General features: G+C 50.1%; 18 protein-coding genes. 6 read left to right on the top strand and 12 right to left on the bottom strand.

Annotated features, from left to right (window positions below):
* Positions 1 to 2 precede the first annotated feature (2 nt).
* The 3 genes from ABEW73_RS07270 to ABEW73_RS07280 all read left to right on the top strand — a co-directional run bounded on the left by ABEW73_RS07270 (position 3) and on the right by ABEW73_RS07280 (position 2,290).
* Positions 3 to 587 carry a nitroreductase family protein gene (locus ABEW73_RS07270; RefSeq protein ID WP_430162955.1) on the top strand — a complete coding sequence of 195 codons (585 nt, stop codon included), beginning with the start codon at positions 3 to 5 and terminating at the stop codon, positions 585 to 587.
* 101 nt (positions 588 to 688) lie between these two features.
* A complete protein-coding gene (locus ABEW73_RS07275) occupies positions 689 to 1,060 on the top strand; it encodes a hypothetical protein (protein ID WP_098741698.1) in 372 nt (123 codons plus the stop codon).
* A 399-nt stretch (positions 1,061 to 1,459) separates the two neighbouring features.
* Entirely contained in the window at positions 1,460 to 2,290 is an 831-nt protein-coding gene (locus ABEW73_RS07280) for an aldo/keto reductase (protein ID WP_430162957.1), read from the top strand.
* Positions 2,291 to 2,395: 105 nt separating this feature from the next.
* Here ABEW73_RS07280 and ABEW73_RS07285 read toward each other — a convergent pair whose 3' ends face one another.
* The 4 genes from ABEW73_RS07285 to ABEW73_RS07300 form a co-directional block, all read right to left on the bottom strand.
* Positions 2,396 to 2,977, bottom strand: coding sequence for a PadR family transcriptional regulator (locus ABEW73_RS07285; RefSeq protein WP_430162960.1), 582 nt, complete (start codon positions 2,975 to 2,977; stop codon positions 2,396 to 2,398).
* A gap of 4 nt (positions 2,978 to 2,981) precedes the next feature.
* Complete coding sequence (locus ABEW73_RS07290) at positions 2,982 to 4,484, bottom strand: MDR family MFS transporter (RefSeq protein ID WP_430162962.1); 1,503 nt, start codon at positions 4,482 to 4,484, stop codon at positions 2,982 to 2,984.
* 287 nt (positions 4,485 to 4,771) lie between these two features.
* Positions 4,772 to 5,179 (bottom strand): VOC family protein, encoded by a 408-nt coding sequence (locus ABEW73_RS07295; RefSeq protein WP_430162965.1) that lies wholly within the window; start codon positions 5,177 to 5,179, stop codon positions 4,772 to 4,774.
* Between the two features lie 273 nt (positions 5,180 to 5,452).
* The gene (locus ABEW73_RS07300; protein ID WP_430162967.1) at positions 5,453 to 7,915 is read right to left on the bottom strand and encodes a UvrD-helicase domain-containing protein; all 2,463 of its coding nucleotides are present in this window, start codon (positions 7,913 to 7,915) and stop codon (positions 5,453 to 5,455) included.
* Positions 7,916 to 8,205: 290 nt separating this feature from the next.
* Here ABEW73_RS07300 and ABEW73_RS07305 point away from each other — a divergent pair, with 290 nt between their 5' ends.
* Positions 8,206 to 8,400 carry a hypothetical protein gene (locus tag ABEW73_RS07305; protein ID WP_430162970.1) on the top strand — a complete coding sequence of 65 codons (195 nt, stop codon included), beginning with the start codon at positions 8,206 to 8,208 and terminating at the stop codon, positions 8,398 to 8,400.
* A 207-nt stretch (positions 8,401 to 8,607) separates the two neighbouring features.
* Here the strand turns inward: ABEW73_RS07305 and ABEW73_RS07310 are convergent, their stop codons facing one another.
* From ABEW73_RS07310 to ABEW73_RS07345, 8 genes are all read right to left on the bottom strand, one after another.
* The gene (locus tag ABEW73_RS07310; RefSeq protein ID WP_430162973.1) at positions 8,608 to 9,855 is read right to left on the bottom strand and encodes an anti-sigma factor; all 1,248 of its coding nucleotides are present in this window, start codon (positions 9,853 to 9,855) and stop codon (positions 8,608 to 8,610) included.
* Positions 9,852 to 10,352 carry a sigma-70 family RNA polymerase sigma factor gene (locus ABEW73_RS07315; protein WP_430162976.1) on the bottom strand — a complete coding sequence of 167 codons (501 nt, stop codon included), beginning with the start codon at positions 10,350 to 10,352 and terminating at the stop codon, positions 9,852 to 9,854. Before ABEW73_RS07315 ends, ABEW73_RS07310 begins: the two co-directional genes overlap by 4 nt.
* Positions 10,353 to 10,627: 275 nt before the next feature.
* Entirely contained in the window at positions 10,628 to 11,389 is a 762-nt protein-coding gene (locus ABEW73_RS07320; protein WP_430162978.1) for a stalk domain-containing protein, read from the bottom strand.
* Positions 11,390 to 11,452: 63 nt separating this feature from the next.
* Positions 11,453 to 12,079, bottom strand: coding sequence for a hypothetical protein (locus ABEW73_RS07325; protein ID WP_430162981.1), 627 nt, complete (start codon positions 12,077 to 12,079; stop codon positions 11,453 to 11,455).
* Between the two features lie 173 nt (positions 12,080 to 12,252).
* Positions 12,253 to 13,380 carry an ArnT family glycosyltransferase gene (locus tag ABEW73_RS07330; protein WP_430162984.1) on the bottom strand — a complete coding sequence of 376 codons (1,128 nt, stop codon included), beginning with the start codon at positions 13,378 to 13,380 and terminating at the stop codon, positions 12,253 to 12,255.
* 151 nt (positions 13,381 to 13,531) lie between these two features.
* Positions 13,532 to 13,762: a hypothetical protein gene (locus tag ABEW73_RS07335; RefSeq protein ID WP_430162987.1), complete on the bottom strand. Its 231-nt coding sequence runs from the start codon at positions 13,760 to 13,762 to the stop codon at positions 13,532 to 13,534.
* 100 nt (positions 13,763 to 13,862) lie between these two features.
* Entirely contained in the window at positions 13,863 to 15,719 is a 1,857-nt protein-coding gene (locus ABEW73_RS07340) for a bifunctional diguanylate cyclase/phosphohydrolase (RefSeq protein ID WP_430162989.1), read from the bottom strand.
* 265 nt (positions 15,720 to 15,984) lie between these two features.
* On the bottom strand, positions 15,985 to 16,602 hold the full coding sequence (locus ABEW73_RS07345; RefSeq protein ID WP_430162992.1) for a DUF5317 domain-containing protein: 618 nt from the start codon (positions 16,600 to 16,602) through the stop codon (positions 15,985 to 15,987).
* A 298-nt stretch (positions 16,603 to 16,900) separates the two neighbouring features.
* Here ABEW73_RS07345 and ABEW73_RS07350 point away from each other — a divergent pair, with 298 nt between their 5' ends.
* Together ABEW73_RS07350 and nfsA are read left to right on the top strand one after the other, a co-directional pair.
* Positions 16,901 to 17,104 carry a cation transporter gene (locus tag ABEW73_RS07350; RefSeq protein ID WP_430162995.1) on the top strand — a complete coding sequence of 68 codons (204 nt, stop codon included), beginning with the start codon at positions 16,901 to 16,903 and terminating at the stop codon, positions 17,102 to 17,104.
* A 187-nt stretch (positions 17,105 to 17,291) separates the two neighbouring features.
* A complete protein-coding gene (gene nfsA, locus ABEW73_RS07355) occupies positions 17,292 to 18,032 on the top strand; it encodes an oxygen-insensitive NADPH nitroreductase (RefSeq protein ID WP_430162997.1) in 741 nt (246 codons plus the stop codon).
* Positions 18,033 to 18,302: the final 270 nt, after the last annotated feature.

Genomic DNA, 18,302 nt, shown 5'->3' on the forward strand with positions numbered 1-18,302 from the left:
ATATGAACGTAAGTGAAGCTATCCGCACGCGCCGCAGCCTTGGCAAGGTCAAGTCTGACGCCGTACCGCAGGAATGGATTGAACAGATCTTAGAAGCAGGAACCTGGGCGCCGAACCATAAGCTCACGGAGCCTTGGAAATTCTTTGTCATGCAAGGGGAGGGCCGCGACGTGCTCGGCAACGCACTTGGTGACATTCAGGCGGCAGGCGGTGATGATACAAGTGAAGAGGCTGTAATTGCAGCACGCGAGTCAGGACGTACGAAGGCATACCGGGCTCCGGTTGTTATCGGTGTGGCGGTTGAACCTTCCACGGATCCCAAGGTGATTGAACTTGAAGAGTACGGAGCGGTATTTGCGGCCATTCAAAATATGCTTCTGCAAATTCATGAGCTTGGTCTGGGCGCGGTGTGGAGAACGGGCGAGCCGTGTTTCCATACGTTGATGAATCAAGCGTTTGGATTGAAGCCTGAAGACAAAATGCTGGGTTTCCTGTACATCGGCTATCCGGATATGGAACCTAAGCAGGGGAAACGGCAACCGGCAGCGAACAAAACGGTATGGCTGAATAGTGCTGCAGACCTGTAGTTGATCTACCCTCAGCCGCAAAAATCCGGTATAATGAACCCTAAGTTTGTCTAAAGGGTGTTATGACATCCGGGCGATTGACACTAGGGGAGTGTACATGGATGAAATTTCGGTTCAAGCAGTGGGATCTGGGGAGCAAGTTTATTTTTATAGCCACCTGTTTAGCGATGGCCTCTTTCTTTTTTAAATGGCTGGATATCGGCGTGGCTGCAGAGAATGGTTTCTTGCAGGGCGGCGTGTTTTTCATAGTATGTTTCATCTATCCATTCTTGAAAGTGGTCCGCGAGAAGAAGATGAACAAGCTGATTGCCTACGTTTTTGCGCTGGTCGCTATATTTTTGACCATGATGTACGTGTCATCCAAGACCGTAGATTTCTTCGGCCAGACAATAAGAGGGGCGGCGGCAGGGCCGTATTTGTTCTTGGTGTCATGCGGACTGCTGAGCTTTGGTATTTTTAGACGCAGGTACTAGACTCGCTGCGCATGCTTTTGTATATGGCGTGATAGGAATGAAGGGCTGAACCCGGAGGCGACATACCTCTGACAGGGACGGCCCTTTTTCTATTTGAGACAGATCACCACTGGGTGAGAAGGACAAAGCCGCTGATCGACACTGCGTAAATGATTAACAGCACCACGGCGTACTTTTTGGCACGGATGTTCAAGTTGAAGACGGCGGAGAGTCCGTTGTTGATTATATTTCCGATGAATAGAATGAGCATGAGCGCGAGTGCAGTGATCGCAACGATGAATTAAAAAATGAATGCAACATGGCAAGTGGTGTAACATTGAGCGGGATACTGGGATTTTGATATACTGGAGAAAGCGGCTTTACAACTTGCTGCATTACATCACCAGGAGGGTTTTCAGAATGGCTAATCAAACTTTTACCGATGGACCTACTTTGAATAACGGCGTAAAAATGCCGTGGCTGGGCCTTGGCGTATGGAAGACCAAAGAAGGCGAAGAGGTTATTCAGTCCGTAAAATCAGCAATCGCTGCAGGGTACCGCAGCATCGATACAGCTGCCGTCTACGGCAATGAAGAAGGCGTAGGGCAAGCCATTCGCGAATCCGGAGTTTCGCGGGACGAGCTGTTCATCACCACCAAGGTGTGGAACGCTGACCAGGGGTATGAGAAGACGCTGCAAGCTTTTGAGACGAGCCGCAAGAAGCTCGGGCTGGATATCGTTGATTTGTATCTCGTGCACTGGCCGGGAAAAGATAAATACCTCGATACGTGGAAAGCATTGATTCATCTGCAAAAAGAAGGACTCGTGCGTTCCATCGGGGTCAGTAACTTCCAAATCCGCCACCTGCAGCATATCATCGAGGAAACGGGTGTCGTACCGGTTGTCGACCAAGTCGAATTGCATCCGCTGCTCTCTCAGAAGGAGCTGCTAGGGTATGCACGCGAGAATAATATCGTCCTGGAGGCGTGGAGTCCGTTGATGCAGGGCAATCTTGATCAACCGGTGCTCGCGCGGATCGCGGAGAAATACGGAAAAACCACGGCGCAAGTCATTCTGCGCTGGGATATTCAGAACGGTGTCATCGTCATTCCGAAATCGATTAAAGAGCATCGCATTCGCGAAAATGCAGGCATCTTCGATTTCGAGCTTTCGGCGGAGGATATGGCGGCCATCGACGGTTTGAACCAAAACAAACGTTTTGGCTCCAATCCGGATGAGGTCCTGTTCTAAATTTTGTTTTCATATAAAAGGAGCGAGCACAACCCTAATTGAGGGAAGTGCTCGCTCTTTTTACGTATTCAGAGATTTAATTATCAGGATGGAGGGCTCTTACAGTTATCGTTCTTCGGGCCCATCCTCCGGAAACAACGGCTCACCAATCGTGCCGAGCTTTCCTTGCACCAGATCTTCGTGCAGTCTTTTCAACCAGTTCAAGTCGGTCTTGGCATGCTCATACATCCCGATCATCAAGTGCTGGGCGCTGCGGGGGACGATATGCTGGTGCTCCACATACAATTGATATGCCTGGTTTACCCGATGCTCAGCATCCCGGATCCGGGCCTGCAGGATCGGGGCCAGGACGGCAGGGTCCGCGTGGAGCGAGAAGGGCAGCGCCATATAGAGCGGGTGGTGCACGGGCTCGGTGTCCCTGAATTTTTTGAGCAGCAGCTGTTCAAAAAGCTTGCGCCCGGTCTCCGTGATCCGGTAGATGGTTTTGTCCGGACGGCTGTCGCTTTGTATGGTTTCCACGGCCTCGATGTATTCTTCCTCGGCGAGCCGGTCTACCGCGTAATAGAGGGAGCCCATCTGAAGCTTCGTATACTGATCCATCCCGCGATCCTTCATCTTGATCTGGATCTCGTACGGATGATGGTCTCCTTCCAGCAGCAAGCCCAGGATGGCCAGCTTCATCGACATGCCATTAGGCTCCTTTGGCCTTGGCAGGAACGGTCACTCGTTCGTTGCCCATCATGAGCACGAACACGAGAGCCAGTACCGCCGGCACAAGCGCCCACAAGAACGTATTCGCAATGGAATCCGCCAAGGAAGCCGTGATCTGTTCACGCACGTTCGGCGGGAGCTGTCCCATCACTTCAGGCGAAAGGACGGCATCCGCATTTAGCTCGGCACCGGCCGGCGCGTTTCCTCCGGCTTCAGCAAGTCGGCTGTTCAGGCCGTTACGCTGGATGATCCCGAAGATCGTAATCCCCACCGTCATGCCGAAGGAGCGAAGGAAGGAGTTCGTCGATGTTGCTGCGCCACGCTGTCTGGCATCAAAGTTATGGATGGAGGCCATGCTGAGCGTGGAGAACGAGAACCCGACGCCAAAGCCGGTCAGGACCATGAAGATCGTCAACAGGTAGCGCGGCGTATCCGGGCTTATCGTGCTCAAGCAGAAAATGCCTGTGATAAAGCACAAGACGGACAGAATCATGATGTTTCTAAACGAAGTCCGGGTCGTCAGCATACCGCCGCCTTGGCTGCCGAATACGCTCCCGAGCATCATCGGCATCAGAATGAGGCCCGAATTGGTTGCTGATCCACCGTACACTCCGCTAACAAAGATCGGGATGTAGATGGTTGCCACGATAAAGGTTGCTCCATAGAACAAGGCAACGATATTGCTCGAAGCAAACAGGCGTTTACGAAACATTTGGAACGAAATAATGGGTTCGGCTGCCCGGGTCTCTGCGAACAGAAACGCAATAAACAGAGCAATGAATCCCCCGAACAAGCCCAAAATTTGCGGTGAGTCCCATGGATAGGTTTGCCCGCCCAGCTCCAGACCGAACATGAGGCAGATGATTGCACCTACAAGCGTTGCGGCTCCCGTCCAGTCAATCTTTTGCTTGGCATGGGAACGGGTCTCCTTATAGGAAGTCATGATGAAAATAAAGGATACGATCCCGATTGGAACGTTGACGTAGAATATCCATTCCCAGCCAACGCTATCGGTAATAAAAGCACCCAGCAGCGGTCCCATAATGCTGGAGGTACCGAATACGGCACCGAGCAAACCCGTCATTTTACCGCGCTTCTCCGGCGGGAACAGGTCAAACACGATGGTAAACGCAATCGGCATAAGAGCACCGCCGCCGATTCCTTGAATTGCCCGGTAAATAATAAGTTCTGTCATGTTGTTGGCCATCCCGCAGAGGGCGGAACCGATCAGGAAGACAACCAGCCCGAATATAAAGAACCGTTTCCGCCCGTACATATCGGACAGCTTACCGAAGATCGGTGTGCCGGCCATTACGGCAACCATGTAGATCGAGGTTACCCAGACGACTTGGTCGAAGCCCTGAAGATCGCGGATAATCGTCGATAAAGCCGTGGCTACAATCGTGTTATCGATGGCAGCCATGAAGATGCCGAGCAGGAGACCGGCCACGACCAATTTGATGTTGCTTTGTTGTGCATTCATGTTAAAAATACTCCTTTTCCATATTCAACTATGTACATATTATTCAAATTTGAATAATTCGGTGGTTATATTGTAGCCGGATTAACAGATGTTGGCAAGATGTTTAATGGCACTGCCTGTCTCTACATTCTGGACAAGAAAAAACAAGGCCAACCCAAAGCTTACGGGGTGACCTTGTGATGCAATCAAGCAGCTGTCAGAGAGTATCTTCACATCATTCTGCCTAGCAGAAATTTTGTTGTTCCTATGCGGTATTTTGTGTAATAACGGAACGACAGCGAGTATATTCAGCTGTTCATCTGCGGCGATTTGGGATCCAACTGCATAAATTCGATCCGATTGCCGTCCGGGTCCCTGGCCCAGCACTGCATATTGAAGTCTTTCCCTTGAACCGGTTCAACGTCGATTGTTATGCCCTGATTGCGGAGATGCTCCGCCAAGCTGTCGATATCTGCAACCTCAAGACAGAGATGGGAGAACCCGACAGGCCGCTCTACATGTGCCGGTTTATTTTGACCACCGTAAAACAATTCGATAAACTGTCCGTCACGCACCTTAATGTACTCGATCCAGGGCTCGCCCTGATCGTTAGGAATATCAAACGCACGGGTGAAACCAAGAATATTACAGTAAAAATGCAGAGACTTCTCCATATCGGCGACATCGAACGCCAGATGGGCGATTCCTTTAATCATGACAGCATTCCTCCTTGGTATGTATCAACGCTTAAGGATCAGGCGAGTTCATAAATCTATTGTAGCTTATTCTGTATACGCTTCCATATATATATTTGCAAAATCGGAGAACTAAAACAATGGAGAGAAAAAGGACCGACCTGTTACGTTCGGTGAAGAACGATAAGGGTCGGTCCTTATTTGTATATTGGATAGCAACCTACAAGCACATGGACTAATGATTACAAAAAGATCGATGTAATTGTTCTCGGTGACTCCAGAAATTAGGCGTCCCTAGCGCCTCTGATGCACCGGAACTTCTTTACGCCCCTGTTTCATGGGCGACTGGCATAAAGGACAGGCCTTGCTCTCCCGATCCCGTGCGCCAACGGCGATTCTCGCGTTGACTCGCTGCCAGCCTTTGCAATTGGCGCTGGTGCACAGCCACACGTCGACGATCTCCGTCGCAGCGGGTGCAGTCTGATGCTGTGAGCTGGGAGCGGAGCCTGGTCCTGGACCGTTGCGTTGGCTCCTCTGGCTGGCAGCGCTCACCGTTGCCCGTCCAGCAGATGAAGGCAGGGATGAGCGCTTGGCTGAGGTTGAGGTCTCTATGCGGACCGTACGGTTTGCCGTAAAAGACGAGCGCGGCGTTGACCCGCCGCCCTTCCTTGGTATGCTATTGCCTTGCTTGCTCTGCTCGTCCGTGACGAACACATCGCGGAAGAAGCGGGAAACCTCCGCTTTTCGCCCCCGATAAAAGCCAGGCGAACTGACAATCAATTCATCCCGTGCCCTCGTGATAGCGACATAAGCCAATCTGCGCTCCTCTTCCAGCGCATCCAGCGCCTTGTCCTCTTTGTCCGACAGCGGGCGCTGATCGTCCCTGCGCTCGGCGTCCAAAGCGGACGTATGCGGCAGAATGCCCTCGCTTGCCCCGATCAGGCATACCGATGGAAACTCCAGCCCTTTGGATTTATGGATCGTCATTAACCGGACGGCATCGGCATGCTCGTCTCGTTTCATGGCCGCCATTTCCTTATGAATGATGATCAGGCGATCGACAAATTCGACGAACTCCGCGATATCGTCAAAGCGCTTCGCTGAAGCTTCTAACTCATCCAGACCTTCCTGTATGAATTCCTTATGGAGGGTGATCTCCTGGCGCTCGTCTGCCTCCAGAAATTTGTCATAGAATTGGCGCCTCATTTCCTGTACCGCCTGAAGGGGCTCCATCGCCTTTAGTCCCTTAATGAGCTTTGTCCGATCTCTAATATTCTCGATCTGGAAATCCTTCAGTCCGGGGAAGGATAGAAGATGCGATAGAGGGCCTTTCTTGGGACGCGGGGCATCTTGCTGCCGGATGAAAGCCATGCCTTTGTCCCGGTTCATATACAGCGTATGGAGCATGCCTTCCATGGCCGTGAAATTGCGCCGGTCCAGCGACAGCCGCAGATGGTCCATGAGCGGTTTGACAATCCACTGCTCGTAGAACAGATCTCCATTCTCGTAATGAATGAACGGAATCTCCCGCATCACGAGCTGTTCGAAGATAGCCCGGCTGTTGTTCGCGGTCCGGTACAGAATCGCATGATCGCGGTACTGCTTTCCATGCTCCCGGACCTGTTCGGTAATATGGGTCAGCAGTTGCTCCGCTTCTTGGTCGGGATCGCCTGGACGGAGATACAGCGGCACGCTGCTGCTCTTGCGGGTAGATCGCAGCTGTTTGGGACGGCGGCGTTCATTGACACGGATTATTTCATTCCCCAGCCCGACAATCGAGGAGAGGGAGCGATAATTGATATCCAGCGTCACCACCTTGGCCCCGGGAAACGTCTGGTCGAATTCCAGAATGAATTCGTTGCGCGCGCCATTGAAGCCATATATGGTTTGGTCATCGTCACCAACAACCATCAGGTTGCGATGCGGGGCGACCATCTTCTTCAGCAGCTCATAGGGCAGCAGCCCCGTATCTTGAAACTCGTCGACCATCACATAACGGTACCGCCTTTGAAGGGAGGCCAGCAAACCGGAATCCTGAGACAACAGACGGTGGGACATGACCAAAATATCATCAAAATCCATCTGGCCATGGTCTTCCTTCCACGCTTCATAACGGGCAAAAATTTGCCTTTGCTCGACTTCCGCAGGTGTTTTGACAGGCAGCTCGTCAAGTCCGGTCATACTCATTCGATGGGCAGACCAGAGCGATAGCAGCGTCTCGGCTTCATAGCTATCCTGCAAGCCCATTTCCCGCAGGATGCGCTTCATAATAAATTGCTGATGTCTGGAGTTGCTCAGGATTTCCTGCTTGTAGCCGCGGGTCCGCAGCAAGTACAGGAAGAAGGAGTGGAAGGTTCTGGCCGTTACTTTGGCGGTTTCGCTAGCTCGTAAGCCGGGAAGCGCCATGATGCGTTCTTTCATTTCGGCTGCCGCCTTGGATGAGAAGGTGACAAGCAGGATGGAAGACGGATCGATCTTCTTGGCCGCAATGAGGTAGCCCGTCCGGCTGACCAGCACGGAGGTCTTTCCGGAGCCTGCGCCCGCAAGCGTAAGCAGCGGTCCTTGCGTATGTCGTACGGCCTGGATTTGGGCGCGGTTCAGCAGGAGCCCCTGTGATTCCAAGCCGCGAAAAAAAGCCGCATCCGACGCGTCATCGCTGATCAGGTCCTGGCTGTTCTCGAAGGAAGCCAGCTTGGCAAACGGAATATCCTGACGCTCACCGCCGTATGGGCGTTTATAGAAGGGTATGGATGTCATGAAATTCACCAATCATTTCGTATTTCGATTATCGTCCTACCAGTTTACCGGATTCTCGGAAGTCTGGCAAAGCTCAGGATATGGATTAGAACCATGGGATGCGGATACTTATGAATTCATGATATGAATATCAGAGGCGCACGCCAGATTTGCACTGATTTGCTCCGACACATCTGGCAGCCAAACCCGAGGATACGAACCAACTTTACACCCGGAGAAATTGTTATATTATTTAGGAGTGTTTTTAGAAGAGCAAAGAAGAGAAGAGACCCTGTTCAAGGAGGAATCGCATGCTCGTTGTTATTGCTATTCTGCAGCTCATCATGATCGGCATTTTGCTGAACATCAACGGCAAGCTGAAGCCGCGAGACTATATTACTGAGGCGATGGAGAGGGATCGTAAAATACGGGAGGAGCGGGAGAGGAAGCGGCAGATGGAGCCATGGTCACATGAGGCGGGCGCTAACAGCGCGGATCATTCATGACCTGAATCATTTATATGGATAACAAAAATCCCGGGCTCGAAATGAGGGGAGTCCGGGATATCTATTACCTCTAAGTGATATTGTTACATGGTGCGTATTGCTCCCTGTGATGCACGGAGTGTAAGTCCTGGGTAGGCTTGGATGGCTAACAACCATTATTCAATGTCAGCACGCCTGCAGAAACATACGACATTCGCCAAAAGACTATCAATCGGTCCAATTCCACAGCCTCACTTCCCCGACCCGCAGGTCACGTACCCAGGATACCTCACGCAGGGTCAGCAGCTCCTTGACGGGCCCGGTTATGACAGCGCCATAGAGGTGAACGCCGTTTTGCTCCACATAAGCTAAGGAAGCGTCTACGTCTACGAACGGAGCTACCCGATTCGCAATAAGCTCATACTCTTGAAGAAGCCGCAGTGATTTGATGAAGTGTTCATTCCGAAGCTCCCCGTCCCCATAGGCCTCTACTGAAGGATAGTGTCCGCCACTGGAGACGACTTTGCCGAACCAGCCTCTTTTTTCTTCCTTATAGGAGGTCACGGTCAAGTCGTCATGATGCCAGACGGGGTAAGCCGGAAAGCCGATGGGATGCGAGATTACTTCGTCTTCCCCGCCGAATCTGGTATCCGGTCCGTTGTCCACCGCAAACCAGACGGCCTCCATATTTCGGTTCTCAAATTGCTTCAGCAGCTCGTCGGTCGAGAAGAAGCGGTTAAACGATACATAAGCCTCGGCCACGGTACCCTCGGGGAGCTTTTCAAGCCTGGACCAGTCACCGCTCTTGGCGGAGGGGGCATTCTTCTGTTGTTTTTTTGACTGTTTTTTGGGATCTTCGTCTTGATTCGTGGAAGAAGTCTCCAATGGGCTATTCGGCCGGTAGAAAATCTGCGATGAACCCGAGCTGCCATTCTTCCAATCCACATCGACGGATGGCAGCCCGAACAGGAAGTTCACGGTATATTCGCCGACGGTCACTCGTTCTTTCCCTACTTTCTTGTCTATATCCCCATACACCTCCTGCATGAAGAAGATTTTGCCCTGACTGTTGAGTCGAACGTCGATGTTAGGTTGGGAGATCGAGATGGCGGAAGCGATGGCATCCCGGTATTTATCGTTCCGGCTCGGGTTTCCAGTACCATAGAATAGCGCCGTTACAATGGAACTAATGACCGTAACAATCAGAAGCAGGGATATAACCGTCAGCGTGTTAGAGACCCGTGCTCTCCATTTGCCTCGGCGGACGATCCGTTTTTCTTTTTTTGGGGAGAGGGAGGTCTGATCATCGGGGCGCTTGGGCGCAGCGCTATTAGGGCTTGTGTTATCCATCCATTCATCGAGGTAAGCCTGGTATTCTTCCAGCTTTTCCATTTCCCGCTCGACTTCGATTTTTTCCTCGTCACTCAAATGGCCGTCTGCGTAATCCTTCAGTCGCTGCTTGAATTCTTCGCTCATAACGTCTCTTCCTTTCGTTTCATGTCTCGCAGCCGCTGTCTGGCCCGAAATAGCAAAATCTTGATATGGGATAAGGTGATGCCCATAATATCCGCCGCCTCCTGGTAAGTGAATTGATGAAAATCCACCAAGATAATCGCCTGGCGCTGATTCTCCGGAATAGCCGTCAGCATCTGACCGATTTCATTCCGGACTTCTTGCTGAAGCAGGGTGTTCTCCGGCGTATCACGGTCAGCCACCTGTTCGAAAAAAACAGCTTCCTTCACGGTACTGCGGCTGGCTTTCCGTTGATAATCCACATAAGCATTATGGGCGACCCGAAATAGCCATGGCTTGATTCGTTCTTCCTTCCAATCCTCCAGATACAGATAAGCCCGGTAGAAGGTTTCCTGAACCAGGTCCTCTGCCGTATGGTGGTCATAAGAGAGGGAGTACAAGTAACGGTAAACGTCTTTCACATAATGTTGATAAATCGACTCCAGACTGTTCAGTTTCATGTCCTCCTCTCTATATAGAAACACGTATAACCGGAGTAAAAAGTTACAAGGGATATAAAAATGGGGGCAGGCCCAAAGCTCGAAAAGCGCAAAAGCAAAAGTAAAAGCAAAAGTAAAAGCAAAAGAGCAAAAGCAAAAGCCCGCCAAGTTGAGCGGGCTCTTTGTATAAAAACTATAGGTGACAGGGGAGTGTGCCTGACCATCAGAAGCAGTGGGCTCAAGCAAGCGATATGCAGCATCCTTGTATCATTAGGTAAGCAGTCAGCGCCCTTGTATCACTTGCTGTTCTTGTCTAGGTAAGCAGTCAGCGCTTTGTATTGCTTGCTGTCCTTTTCGGCATAGTCCAGCGCCGTTTTACCGGACGCATCTTGGATTGAGGCATCCACATGGTGTTGGTTCAGCAGCTTGTCGATGTAGAAATCATTTTTGTTGATAACGGCGAGGTGAAGCGGTGTCTGACCGTCGAAATTTCGCAGGTTATAATCAAGCTCTCCGGCTTTCCCGTCCATCTGAACAAACGGGTCGTATAGGGAGGAATCGCCGTCTATAATCAAATAGTGCAGCAGCCCGTTGCCGGTTGTTTCATCCTGGGAATACAGTCTGGCTTCACCGGCAGCAATAACAATATAAATCTTTTGCATATTCAATTCACCGTTGACCTGGATCAGCTTCCCGAGATTTTTTACCAAATGGCGTTCTTGGGCAGGTGCTCCTTCAGACTCGGAAGGGGCAGTCGGACCGACGGGGATTGCCTCTCCATCCGAGGAATTGGGAATAATTCCGATTCCCTCGGTACCGACGGAGCCGACCCGATACCCAAGCGCTTCCGAGAAGTCCCGTACGGGGACATAGAGCTTGTTCTGTATGACTACCGGAGACTCCGACAGCCGGACTTCCGATCCGTTGACCAAAATTTTGGAATGGGATGGAACGGCTTTCAGATAAACGGCGGCGCCAACGGCCGTACCGGCTGTCAGCGCCACGCCGACGATCGCGCCGAGTGCAAAAGCAGGAACAGAAGAGAAACGTTTTTTCATTATATCCTCCCATGGCGGCATATGGATTTTTACACCATTATATCCCAATGCTTCAATGTAGTGTTATCTCCATTGAATATCCGGATCAAATATGATGATTCTCTGTTCATCCAAAGCCTTTTTCAGCAGATCTTCTTTCAACTGCTTCGTACTGGTCATGACGTCAGGCTGATTTGTCTTCATCTCCGTTGTCCGTTTATTCATGAATCGTTCGATCGATAGCATATCCCTATATTCCGGCGGGGAGTAGTCTTCCCAGTACTGATCTTCGCTGATGCCCATCGTATCCAGAATGCGCGTGTGCTGTTCTTGCACCTGCTGCGGCTGGGTCTGGAGCGTTTTCCGAAGCTCCTTGGCCCTTTGAATTCCATCTTCCAGACTCGCCGCAACGCCTTGTTCATCGGCCAATTGAAGCATTAATTCCTTTGTTGCCATTTCTTTAAGAAGCGCCGAGTCATCAGGAAGGGGCGCGGTGCTGTGCGCGAGATTATTCTTATAGGTCGTTAAATGGGTATGCGCGATGTAGGTGAAACCGACTTGAATTAGCGCCTGTCCGTTCATGTTGTCGTTCATGCCATGATTCCGGCCTGAACGATCCGAAGCATCCGTAAAGAAAAGTATGATGCTTACCGTCAGGACGCTTGCCACAGCGATACTGAGAATGGTGATATATTTACGGTTTATTTTCATACCTGACACCTCTCTTGGCAGGGATATATGAAAACGAAGATATATTATAGACGTTTCGTCAGTCTGAAAGGTTCTAGAAAAATGCGAAAAAAAATCGCCTGAAGGCACAAGATATAAGTGCTTTCAGGCGGAGAAGTTGCATGATGATGGAATAACAGGTTTCACGTTGAAGCTTACTTACGAAGCAGTCGGGTCTTATGCGCATAGATAATTGCTTTGTCCGCGAGAAAGGCGGCATAGAGGAGCAGGAAGACCGAATAAGGAAATCCGGTACCATCGAGGCTCGGAACCAACCATTCGGCGGCAATAAAATACAGCAGGGTCAACAGCACCGGGAGCTGCCGTTTCAGATGGTATTTCCAAACCGACCAGATGACGCCGGCAGTCCCGGCAAACAGCATGAGGAGACGGACGGCGTCCAATGCGGATTGGACGACCTTTCTGGCCTCCTCATTTCCGATCGCAGCCGCATATTTAGAGGTGCGGCCGGCAAATATGCTCCGGAAAAGATGAACCAAAGGGTTGCCTTCGATGTATCTCGATTCGAGCCACAGCGAGGCAAGGTTCCAAGGACCGGACATATACATCAAACGATTGAAAAGCGGGATGTTCAGCCACCATGGGGACAAGATGAGCAAATAACCCGCGCTAATAAGAATGAGCCCGCCGGTTACAATTTTGACCGGACTGCGGTACTTGATCCAAAAGGCAATGAACAATACCGGGTACAGCAGCGCCTGAAGGTTGTAGCAAGCCATAAGCGCCGTAAGCGCGCCGGCAGCCGCGTACCAACCAGCCTGCTTCAATTCAAGCGCTCCGATGACGGCGCAGACCAGAAGAAGCATTAAGGTCTGAATGGTCGTATCCGGCAAGATCAGCCGGACGGCGCCGTAAGCCGGCCAGAACAGTGCGTAGATCATGCATGACAGAAAAGCGATTCGCGTATTAAACATGTAGCGGGACAGCACAAAAACCAAGTAAACGGAAAATGCATGGAAGAGACATTGGAGCAACTGGTAGGCAATCAGGGCAGCATCCATGCTTCCGAACAAGGCGGTAAGTCCGGCAATCATAAGCGGCACACCGGGCATGACGCTGGAGGCATGTTCTTCCAGGTCTCCACCGGGGTGGCTGATCATGGCCGCACTTTGGATATATCGTTCTTCGATTACGCTGCTTATGCTCGGGGAACGCTCATGAAGACCGGTAAGAACCAGCAGACATGACATAACCAGAACGGCTGCAATCAGTACCAGCAGCATCCTTCGCTGCACACGGTTTAACGTCCATATGGAAAACAAAGGGTCCACTCCACTCTGTATATAATCTCTAGGGTTCAAATCAGAATTCATACTCTTATATATTAAAGAATAAACGGTGAAATAAAAAGACTCCGCCAAAACGGAGCCCATAAGTTCAAGTTACGCTGCAGCGACAAGGTCAGTCCCACTATTAAAAGCCGCTGTGATACTTATCGTTACTGGATGAACGATCCTTTGACGTCCCGTCCCGCTGTTTCTCTTCCTGGCGCTCCAGCCTGGCATCTTCCATCGGAATCGGGTCTACATGCTGTTCACTCTCAAACATATCGAACAGGCTTTCTTGTTCCGTCGGGTATTGTTCAGGGTGATCCATGTTGCCGGGACCGTTGTGAAGCGGAAGATCCTTTTTCTTGTCAGCCACCGTTTCTCACCTCATTTATCGTTGTGATACTACCTTTATACCTTATTTGGGGAAGTATCAAACATGAAGAGGCGATAAAGGGGAGGGGATAGGGGTTTCTTTAAGACGTTTCCGAACTGGCTGCAGGCTGCTGCTGCGCTTCTGCCTTAATTCTTAAATAACGGATAAACAGCTCAACAAGCTCCGGATCGAATTGCGTGCCCGAGCAGCGGAGCAATTCTTCAATTCCCTCCTCGAAGGTTTTCGTTTTCTGGTAAGGCCGTTCCGTTGTCATCGCGTCAAAGGAATCGATAATGGTCAGCATCCGGCACAGCTTGGGGATTTGGCTGCCCTTGAAGCCGTGCGGATATCCACCGCCATCATATCTTTCATGGTGCAATTCGATGTAAGGAACCAGTTCCTTGAACTTCTCGTTCGTTTCTGCAATGCGTTTCCCCCAGCTGACATGCCGTTTGACGGTTTCCCATTCGCCGGCCGTAAGCTTGTCCCGTTTGTTCAAGATCCCCCAAGGAATCTCAAGCTTGCCGATATCGTGAATGAGTGCGCCGAGTACGAAATTACGTCGCTCTACACTATCAAGCTCGAGCACTTCGCTGATGTCCATGGCATATCGGAATACCCGTTTGGAGTGTTTGAACGTGTCCACATCTTTATACAAGAACAGCTTCAACTGCTGCTCGATATCGCGGACGTCTTCCGCGAAGTCGATCTCAGATTCTTTTTCGGCGCCGCTTCCGTAGACATGAACATTATTCTTTCCCTGCTTCTTGGCATAGTACAACGCCTGATCGGCAAGCTCTACGAGCTGTGACTTGTCATGGATGTCAATCCGATAGGATGCAACACCGGCAGAGAAGGAGAGACACCCGGAGGGAAAAATCTCGACGCCGTCAAAATAGGTATCGTTCAGTTTTTTGCGGAGCCTGTTAATGAAGGAGCGTGCTTTGTTGTCATCGTAACCCGGCATGAGAATCGTGAATTCCTCGCCGCCGAAACGGGAGGCTACCACCTCGGCCATTTCGGATTCTACCTTGAGGTAATTGCCGAGAAATCCGAGCAGCATGTCGCCTTTCAGATGACCGAATTGATCATTGTATTTCTTGAAATCATCGATATCGATCATGGCCAGCGACAATGGCGTCTCGTTGGTCTTGGCTTTCTTGATCTCGTCCTCCAGTAAACTTTCGAAATAACTGTGATTATACAGACCTGTCCGTTGATCTTTGATTGCTTTTTCCTGTACTTCGTTATACATCGTGAACAGCTGTTTAAAAGAATAAGAGAGCATAACACTCAGGCCGATGAATAAGGTGAGGCCGAATACGCCGTTATGTACGATAAGAACGGAGAGAACCAGCGATAGTATGAGCGTGCTCAAATAAACGAGCAGGGTGTCTTTAATAAAGGACTTCAGAATGTCGTATAAAGATCCCCGATATAACAAGTAATAATAAAATCCAAGCAGAAAAACGTTAATAATGAAATAGACGAGCAGGGCGCCAAGATAAGCCCCGAAATGATCATTGATGATGGGGCCCGTTTGTCCTCCTGCTGCCTTAAAAACAAGCGAGGAGCCAACGATCATGAGTGTATATATGGAGAAGTTAACGAAATGCTTCCAAAAAGGGATCTTCCTGTCGTACAGTGCTGTTGCCAGTGTATTAAATAGGATTACCGAAAGAGCAAAGGGGGCGCCATATATAAATATGCAAGCTAAATAAACGGAGGAATCCATAGATTGCAAATTACCCTCAGGCGGCAGCTGGAAGGTAAAGTAATTTAATATTAGGGCGGCGCCTAACATTGCATAAACCCATACCCACTGTGAAGGAGAGTAGTACATAAATTCTCCTTGATGTACTAGTAGAAAGGTTATACAGCCCATAAGTGAAACGAACACAAAATACAGCTGTCCCGGAAGTTTACTGGAAATCTTAGGACGCTTGAATATGGACATAACGGTTTCTCCTCAATTAAAAAAGCATGATGTATTCTCCACATTTTAAGATATATTGCGTCTCAAAACAACGAAAAAGATGTAAAAAAACAGGCTGAGCATTCCAGCCTGTTTTTTATGTGCTTATGTTATCCCAATCTGTATCCGGAAGTCAGAGCGACAACAACGGAAGCAACGATGATCGCATTCAATACGATACGGGAATACTTAATTTTATCAGTTTTCTTCATAGTTCTCCCTCCTTTCCAGGTGGTATGATGTATGATTAATTCTGCGGTTCAGCATGTTCAGTTGTATCGGATTTGCGTATTAAGGTTGGAACATGGGTATTCTTCCCAGAAGTCATAAGATGGACAATGTAGAAGAAGATACCGATATTCATGATAATATCTCCGATACTGATTACCTGCGTTCTTGGATAAGGTGGAGATAACGGAATGATGTCCCCAAGAAGAGACAGGCGGGTAGAGGCGTCCATAAGATAGTGCTTGGTAGTAGCTGTGGCATCCATTAGCATGTCCACATAAACCGGATCCAGCACGGAAGCTGCGCTCATGGAAACAGGCATTCTGCCACCGTTCACTGCCATGACAAGGAAATTCAGAAAGACACCTGCCAAGATGCTGCCAAAACCTTTCTGATTCCGGTTCATCCAGAGAAAGATCATGCCGGCAACGTAGATGAACATAAAGACGTAGCCGCTTGCGGCTGCCAACCAATCAGAGTTCACTTGAAAGCGGAATATCAGCAGCTGCACAATCAGGAGCACGGGGAAGATTAAGCCGCCCTTAAGACGAATCTTACTGAATTGCTGCAGTCCATGACGGAGTCCGCCACGTATCAGTCCGACAATTAACCCGAGTATAATGCCGTCAAATACCATGATAGAATTCCTACTTTCATAGTTCGTTATCTCTGTAATAAGATAGTTCGACAGCGAATTGGTAATTCCTTCAACAAAAATCAAATTTTATGAAAAGAATTAGAAGGTCGGATAAAAAGCTTGTCCCTTCCTGTATGAATCTAATGATTTATGTATATTATAGCAGATAAAAAGGATAAATCTTCCTACTTTTTTCGTGTTTCTGTTGCAGAAAAGAGCAAATTCTTGAGCTTTACATACCTATGGGGGGTATAGTAAGGTTAAATAGTACAACATTATATAAGAGGAGGACGACAACATGAAACAAGTGACATTGACAGTGGAAGGCATGTCCTGCAACCATTGCGTGAACTCGGTGGAAGGCGCGCTGAAAAATGCGGGAGCTTCTGGTAAAGTCGATCTTGCATCCAATACAGTGGTCGTCGAATACGACGAAACCAAGGTCAGCCTTGGAGCATTGAAAGAAGCGATTGAAGAGCAAGGCTACGATATCGTGTCCTAACGAAAGATTCCCTGGAACAATCCAAAGCCGCGAGCTTTGGCTAAAATAGGAGCCGGCTGCTGTAGCGATCGACAGCAAGCCGGTTTTTTTGCGCTTCCATCACCTCCCGCATGAACTTGCACTGCTCAAGCCGAAGTTTCATAATAGATGGAACAATTCTTTCAGAGCCTAAGGAGTGGATACCCCGATGAATGATACCCTATCACTTCTGATGAACCATCGATCGATTCGTAAATATTCGGATCAGCCCGTGTCCGAGGAGCAGCTTCGGGCTGTTGTGGCAGCAGGTCAGATGGCATCAACCTCAAGCAACGTCCAGGCCTACAGCGTGATTGCCGTTACCAATCCAGAGAAGAAGCAGCGGTTGGCCGCTTTAGCGGGAAATCAGGCGTATATTGTTGAATGCCCGGTATTTCTGGTGTGGTGCGCGGATCTGTATCGTTTGAAAAAAAGCACAGAGGCGCACACGGTTGATCAAGAGACGTATGAAGATTCGACCGAGAATTTCATCGTGGCCACGGTGGATGCCGCTTTGGCTGCGCAGAATGCCGCAATCGCCGCGGAATCGCTCGGTCTTGGCATCGTGTACATAGGCGGGGTTCGCAATTCCATTGCCGAGTTCTCCGAGGTTTTGGAACTGCCGGAGCTTGTCTATCCGGTATTTGGCATGTGCCTGGGCTACCCGGATCAGGAGCCGGGGCTTCGTCCTCGGCTTCCGGTGGAGGCTGTTTTGCACCGCGACAGCTATGATCGCGCGGCTGCAGAGGAAGTGAAGAACTACGATCGAACCTCTTCCGAATATTTGTCTAAGCGTACCCATGGCAAAAACAACACGCCGTGGTCGGCGCTTATGGCTAAACGCCTGGCAGAGCCGGTAAGGCTGCATATGAAGGACTTCCTGAAAGGGAAGGGCTTTATGGGACGTTAGACATCAAGAGTGAGCGGGTAAGGCTGCTCTCGTGAGTAATACTCCGGAGGGAGGGCACGGCGCTAAGATAGCCTCGGAACCACTCCCACGCCAGCAGGCTTCGGAACCAAGCACGGCTGGCGTGGGAGTGGTGGCGTGGAAGGCGCGCAGTGCACCGTAAGTTTGCCGTAGCTTCCAAGCCGCGCAGTGCACCGTAAGTTTGCCGTAGCTTCCAAGCCGCGCAGTGCACTGTAAGTTTGCCGTAGCTTTCAAGCCGCGCAGTGCACCGTA

This window comes from Paenibacillus lautus (assembly GCF_050482385.1).
GTDB classification, from domain to species: domain Bacteria; phylum Bacillota; class Bacilli; order Paenibacillales; family Paenibacillaceae; genus Paenibacillus_AQ; species Paenibacillus_AQ lautus_B.